This is a genomic window from Clostridium sp. (genome assembly GCF_032552055.1).
GTDB lineage: Bacteria > Bacillota > Clostridia > Clostridiales > Clostridiaceae > Clostridium.
Window position 1 is genome coordinate 1 of sequence record NZ_JAWGSV010000164.1, and the last position, 7,014, is coordinate 7,014.

The window sequence follows — 7,014 nt, forward strand, 5'->3', positions numbered from 1 at the left end:
CATATAATCAGTAACCATACAACAAGCATCTTCTGCCATATTCAATACTCTTTTACTAACCCTTTTTAAATTTCTTTGAGTTTTCTTATCTAATTGTGGTAAAATCATGGCTGTAACTGCCATTCCTACTATAGCACCTGTTACCATACCTCTAAAAACTTTCATCATAATATCACCTCTTAAATTATTTATACTATATAGTCTTTGTAATTTTTATACTAATATTCACAAATCCATAAAAGTAATGTAACTAAATAAATAATGACAGAGATATTATAATAAATGTACTGTCGCACAATGTAAAATGAATATTGAAAATTTAATTTATCTTTCTTTCCTTATTATATAAATACTCTGCATAATTAAGTACATCTTTTTGCTTTTCTAATGGTAATTTTCTTAAATAAAATGCTAAATCTTTATATAAAACATCCTCATATTCATTAATAGCAATTTCCTTATCTATATCTTCTTTAATAGTGTTATTATCAATAACTTCACTATTTAAATCTTCTTCTTCCTTAACCAAACTTCCATCTAAGGTAATAATATTATCTATTCTATCCTTAGCTAGGGGTTTAAGTTTACTTTTTACTTCAGCATTAACAACTTTTATTGTATTCTCTCTTAAATATGAATAAACTATATTCTCAGATGCTATAGATAGCTCTTCCTTACATTTTTCATCTGCTACTTCATTAAATAAATCACCAGTATGACTATCTACCTTAACAAATATAACTTCAGTTCCTTTATTCATTAAACTATTCATCTTATTATGATATTTTACAGATGACTCTTCATTCCTATTCCAAAATCCAGTGGCATGATGAGCAATACCTTCATAGTCATGGAAGATTACTACTCTCTCTTCTCTCTTCTCTATAGCATACTCAAGGCCTCTAACTGCAGCTTCTAACTCACCAGCTATTTGCCTAATATTCCTATCACTATTACTTTGTGATGATCCACTTTCTACATATTCAACTATATTATCTTTAACTGCAACTAAAGCATAAGAATACTTTTCAGTACTAATATTATAGCTACCATCAACATATATATGTAGACAATCCATTGGATAATTGTCCACACCTTTTTTAAGCATTCCACTTCCTTCAAATAAAAAGCTTTTTGCTTCACTTTCGCTAGTAAAACTCTTATACTTAGCTCCTTTTACTCCTTTAATATACCTTTGGCACTCTGCCCATGTATTTACTATTTTATTTTCCACTTTTGTATTAAGTGAAAAATCATATCCTTCTTTAATTGCGTAATATTTACTTGCCATACTTTTCTCCTAATTTTAAGATTATAATGCCATTACTTCTTCTATAAAGTTATATACTTTTTCTACATTTTTCGCTCCAGTAAAGTTAATAACATAATCAATAATATTTCTAATAACAAATACTATGTCATTCTTACCTTCCCAGTTTTCTAATATAATTCTAGTAGGAACATCAGCGATAATTCTTTCTAAAGCGAAGAAAGCAACAGCTATCTCATCTACCTTCCCAATGAAGGGAATGCTATCTGGTATTATATCCGTTGGGAATCCTATATATGCAATTGCCGCAGAAATAATTATCTTAGTTTTCATAGGAACTCTTTTATCTTTTAACAATCTAAATAAAAGAGCTGCCATATCTGGAATTATAAATACATAATCACTAAAAGTTTTTACTTTCTGTGGTAATTTTTCTTCTAAATAATCTCTTCCTACACTATAGTAGTCTCTTACTTTTTCAATATCAGAAAAATCCTCTTCTGTCTCGTCTTCCTCTTCAGTTTCTTCTACAGGTTGTTCTTTTATTAAAGTACCTAAAAGAGAGATATTAATATCTGATACTTCTATATTTAAAAGTTCTTGTCTAGTATATATATCTGAAATATTTAAATCTACATATGGAACATCTTTTAATAAAGATTTTAAATTAATAACTACCTTGCCAGAATCATAGCTTATTCCCATATCAGATAATTCTTTTAAAGCAAACTTTAAAGCAGCCTTTCTCATTAATGAGAATATCTTAATTTTAGCTATTTTAAATGATGAAACTTCACCATGTATAATTCCATTTTCAATTCTTGCAAGCCTTATACCTGCTACAAAATCTAAAGTTATTCCTTTACTAAAGCTACCATAAAACTTTATTTCTTCATCTACATCTACCTTAGTTAAAGTAAGACCTTCTACCTTTACAAACTCATTAAAAATGCTTAGTAAATCTTCTCCTGTTAAAGAAACTTTTATGCTTGAAATATTCATATTTACCTCCCTTATTTTGTTAATTATGCATCTAAATACATATCTAAATTTGTACCAATTATATAAAGAAGCTTGTCCTTAATATATACATCTTTTATTTCTCCATCATATTTATCTAATTTAATTATAATATTATTTCCACTAATATTTATATAGTCTTCTCCTAGAAATTTTAAAATAGATTTTAATAGAATTACACTAGCTCCCTTTAGCTTTCCTAACTTAGATATATTTAAATTCTTTGTCTCCAGTATAATTTGGTTATTATAAACCTCTTTTATATAAACAAATCCACTAAAATTACTATTTATTTTACTAAATAGCCTACCTGAAAAAATTATCCCATTATCAATTTCTATATGGGTTACCTCTATTCCTTTTTCTCTACCCTTTAGGTTAATTATTTCAGTAATATCCTTAGATGATAGTATAGTTGAGTTATACAATTATATTACATCTCCTCATATTATTACTAATAAACTATATGCTTCAATAAATAATCTACATCTATAGTCCTATAAAGTTATAGATTAAAAATACTTATTAAGTAAATTGTCTATATTGAAATCATATATATTGGTCTAAGTAGTCAGCTATTTAAATTAAAGTATACTCTATTTGCATAAATATTGAAAGACATCTTTTAATATTGTAAGCTCTACCAACACTTACATTGGTAAATACTATGAAGTTAAATGGACTTTAAATTTTAAAATGTTAAAATACTTATGATAAATCATCTTCTATTTAGGAGGTAATAATGAACAAACTAAAGAAAAATATTATTTTTGTTCCAATAATAACTGCTATTATTTCAATATTAGCTTTAGGATACTTAAGTTTTGGTTCAAAGGCTAACTACAATAAACAATATTCATACTTTCTGCAAGATATAACTGATAATTCTGTATCTAAGGTAATATTTAATAATAATAGCTTGACCATATTCTTAAAGGACGGAAGTAAGTATTCAACTACTAATCCAAATAGCCCTACTTTAAAAGAGGAGTTGTTAAAACATAATATAGAAGTTTTAGATGAAAATATAGCTAGTCCATCTAAAACTATAATTTCACTAATTCTTTTATCTTCTATAATCTCTATAGTTTTTATACAGCTTAGTAAAAAAAGCTTAGGTACTTCTAAAATTACTAATTTAGATGTTAAAGATTTTTCAGAAGATAAAAATGCATTAAACTTTAATTCAGTTGCAGGTAATGAAGAAGCAAAGGAAAGTCTTATGGATATAGTAGATTTTCTAAAAAACCCTGAAAAATATAAAGAGTACGGTGCTAGAATGCCAAAGGGAGTTATTCTTTATGGATCTCCAGGTACAGGTAAAACTCTCCTTGCAAAAGCTGTTGCTGGTGAAGCTAAGGTACCATTTTATGCATTAAGTGGATCAGATTTTGTGCAAGTATATGTAGGGGTTGGAGCTGCAAGGATAAGGAACTTATTTAAAAAAGCAAAGTCTCATGGGAAAGCAGTAATTTTTATAGATGAAATAGATGCCATTGGTAAGAAAAGAGGAGGTGCTGGTGCTGCTACTTCTAATGATGAAAGAGATCAAACTTTAAATGCACTTTTAACTGAAATGTCAGGCTTTAGTGAGGAAGAAGGCATAGTAGTAATTGCTGCAACTAATAGATTAGATACTCTTGATCCAGCCTTATTAAGACCTGGTAGATTCGATAGACATATAGAAGTATCTTTACCTGACCTTTGTGCTAGAGAAAAAATAATTTCTTTACATTTAACTAATAAACCTCATAATGATATAAACATTAATGACGTTGCTAAAAAAACTGCTTATTTTTCAGGAGCTAAGCTTGAAAACTTAATAAATGAAGCTGCTATTATAGCTGCTAAAGAAAATTCATCCTCTTTAATGCAAGAACATATTGATAAAGCTTTTTCAATAGTTCTTGCAGGATATGAAAAAAAAGAAAGAGGTCATTATTTAGAAGAAGACCAACTATTAACATCATACCACGAAGCTGGACATGCTGTTATTTCATTAATTAAAACACCTGAAGACAAGGTTTCAAAAATCACAATTATTCCAACTACCAAAGGAGCTGGAGGCTATACATTGACTATACCTAAAGATAGTTCATACCAAAGATTAGATTATCTAAAAAATAGAATAATGGTATTACTAGGTGGAAGAGCTGCTGAGGAATTAATCTTCGGAAAAGATAAAATTTCAACTGGCGCTGAAGGTGACTTAAAGCAAACAACAGAAATAGCAATGGCTATGATATCAGAATATGGTATGGGAAATACACTTGGTCTATTAAAACTATCAGGTTTAGGACAACTTTCAAATAGCTATGGAAACCCTGTAGTAGAAGAGTGTAGGGAATTAGTTAACTCATTGTACGAAGAAACAATAAATACTTTAAAAGATAACAAAAATTTATTAGATAAGATAGCTATGGAGCTTATGGATAAAGAAACATTAACTGAGGAAGACATCAGAGAATTATCATAAAATTCGAGGCATTTTATTAATTAAGGAACTTAAAAATTAAAGAATGAAAAATTTCTATAAAAAATCTGTAAATATTTTTTATAAGAGTATCCTTAGAATAAAGGAGGTTTTGCATAGCAAAACCTCCTTCCTTCTTTCTTTCATTTCTTAATTTTAAACATCGAATTACTAGCAATGATAAATATAATATGTAAAATAAGCATATGGCGAAAATCTAGAAGTTCTTGGTGAAGTAGAAGCTGCTAGGCCTTAGAGTTGTTGGCTTGTCTGAGCGTATGCGAGTTCTACCAAAACTCTTGGTCTATCAGTTTTTACGAGCCTAGAACTTCTTTTTGCAGTCATTTGTCTTATGGACCATATTCTATTTATCTTTGCAGTTATATTCGCATTTTAATACTATTGTGACATTCCTACTATCATCCCTAATATATATGGAACTAACCATACTAACCAAACTATAATGCTAAATTTATGGAAGCTATGCAGTTTATCTTTATCTTTTTTAATAAATACTATTGTCGCCCATACTGCATGGAATAACATTAATATAATTGCTAATGCACCTGTAATTCCATGGAGACTAAATAAGCTTCCTCCATTAGATATTATTGACATTATTGTCGTTCCAGTTGTATCAAATAATAATCCAATCCAAAAAATTATTACATGAAACTTTTTTAATGTACCACTCTTACGTTCTGAAAACACCCCTATAGTATAAAAAATAAGGGCTAGTGTTATAGTTATAATTGCCATAACTAATTTGATATCCATATTATACCTCCTAAATATAAAATATAATTTAACAAAAGTTTACCCCTATAAACTTTTTTGAACAATGTTCATTATAGTTTTAAATATTAATATTGTCAATGAATTTATTTCATCTTTAGTATGTGTATGGCTGTTGACAAATAAACCAAATAATTTTATAATGAACATAGTTCATAAAGATAACTATTAAACTATTTATAAATTTAACTATAAAAAAGAGAAACAAATTTTATATAAAAGAAGGTTGATTAAAATGATAAAAAAGAATTCATTATTATTTTTAGCTGGACTTGTTTGGAGCATCGCTGGATATAATGTACTGAATATTGGATATCAAGCATATAAAGAAAATGTATCAATAATACTTGTTGCCTTATCATTAACAATATTTTTACTATTTAAGAATATGATCTTTGGAAATATGGTAGAAAAGCATACTAAAAGAATTACAGAATATAGAAATGATAAACAATGGTTTTGGAAATTTTTCGATATGAAGTCTTTTGCAATTATGGCATTTATGATGTCATTTGGAATAATTGTACGTGTGAATAATTTAGCTCCTGAATCATTTATCGCATTTTTCTATACTGGCCTAGGTTCAGCACTACTATTCTCTGGACTTAAGTTTATATCTAACTATTTAAGAATTAACTTTGTTAGATATGCGCATTAGAATTAAAATGCGCATATAAAGGCAAATATCATTATTTAATGTATCTGTATAGTGAGTTTATAATTACGTTATATTTTGACTCACCACGCAATCAGCAATAATTATTGAAATTCAGCTCGCCTGAATTTCTTCCTTTAGTAATTTTGCATCCACAAGTTTAAATTATTCAAGGAGTTTTTAACATATTGTGCGTAAGCCGACTTGGAGCCTGCGAGGTCGGCAGAGTATACTATGTTAATGACTCCTTAATGTTTTATTACTAATAATCTAGTTGTTTTAATCTTATAGTTACATTTTCTTCTGAAGCACTTTCTAATTTGTAGGATACTATTTTTCTTTCTATATCTCTACTTACCTTATCAGAATTACTAAAAAGATCTCTAGCTGCATTAATTGCATATGCAAGTATTGTAGCCCACCCTGCACTTCCTAATTCAAATCCCATACTTTCAGTTTCTGATAATTGCCCTTTCATAAGTTTATATATTTCTGAGCAATAGGCACCTTTTATAATTATCCTATCATACTTGAATCCTAATCCCTCTAATAACTCAGTTGGATTATATGCTTCAAAAGCTGGATTTTCTTTTTGCAGTGCTAGAAGTTCATCTAATACAGTTCCCGGTGTTTTATTTAAAGCATCTGCTAAAGCCATAACCACTTTATTAGAATACTTTTCTATGCTCTTGTTTGTATGAGTAGATAATAGTTGTTGACTTACTCCTGTTGCTTTGTAGACATCATACCTCTTGATACCGTTTCTTTGTAAATATAAATCTAGATAATTCATCCCAATAC

The 7,014-nt window shown here is 28.4% G+C and carries 7 protein-coding genes; 2 read left to right on the forward strand and 5 right to left on the reverse strand.

Features of this window, described 5'->3' with window-relative positions; translation table 11 throughout:
- Positions 1-319 precede the first annotated feature (319 nt).
- The 3 genes from E6248_RS11045 to E6248_RS11055 are packed head-to-tail and all read right to left on the reverse strand — an operon-like array spanning position 320 to position 2,718.
- On the reverse strand, positions 320-1,291 hold the full coding sequence (locus tag E6248_RS11045) for a ribonuclease H family protein (protein ID WP_316340857.1): 972 nt from the start codon (positions 1,289-1,291) through the stop codon (positions 320-322).
- Between the two features lie 21 nt (positions 1,292-1,312).
- Complete coding sequence (locus tag E6248_RS11050; protein ID WP_316340858.1) at positions 1,313-2,272, reverse strand: DUF1232 domain-containing protein; 960 nt, start codon at positions 2,270-2,272, stop codon at positions 1,313-1,315.
- Positions 2,273-2,295: 23 nt separating this feature from the next.
- On the reverse strand, positions 2,296-2,718 hold the full coding sequence (locus E6248_RS11055; RefSeq protein ID WP_136006051.1) for a hypothetical protein: 423 nt from the start codon (positions 2,716-2,718) through the stop codon (positions 2,296-2,298).
- Positions 2,719-3,032: 314 nt separating this feature from the next.
- On the opposite strand from E6248_RS11055, the gene E6248_RS11060 reads away from it, so the two are divergent.
- A complete protein-coding gene (locus tag E6248_RS11060; RefSeq protein WP_316340859.1) occupies positions 3,033-4,766 on the forward strand; it encodes an ATP-dependent metallopeptidase FtsH/Yme1/Tma family protein in 1,734 nt (577 codons plus the stop codon).
- A gap of 396 nt (positions 4,767-5,162) precedes the next feature.
- Here E6248_RS11060 and E6248_RS11065 read toward each other — a convergent pair whose 3' ends face one another.
- Positions 5,163-5,540: an HsmA family protein gene (locus E6248_RS11065; protein ID WP_316340860.1), complete on the reverse strand. Its 378-nt coding sequence runs from the start codon at positions 5,538-5,540 to the stop codon at positions 5,163-5,165.
- Between the two features lie 253 nt (positions 5,541-5,793).
- Here E6248_RS11065 and E6248_RS11070 point away from each other — a divergent pair, with 253 nt between their 5' ends.
- The gene (locus tag E6248_RS11070; protein ID WP_316340861.1) at positions 5,794-6,216 is read left to right on the forward strand and encodes a hypothetical protein; all 423 of its coding nucleotides are present in this window, start codon (positions 5,794-5,796) and stop codon (positions 6,214-6,216) included.
- 259 nt (positions 6,217-6,475) lie between these two features.
- On the opposite strand, the gene E6248_RS11075 is transcribed toward E6248_RS11070, so the two are convergent.
- On the reverse strand, positions 6,476-7,014 hold a 539-nt coding region (locus E6248_RS11075), incomplete at its 5' end, for a helix-turn-helix domain-containing protein (protein WP_316340862.1).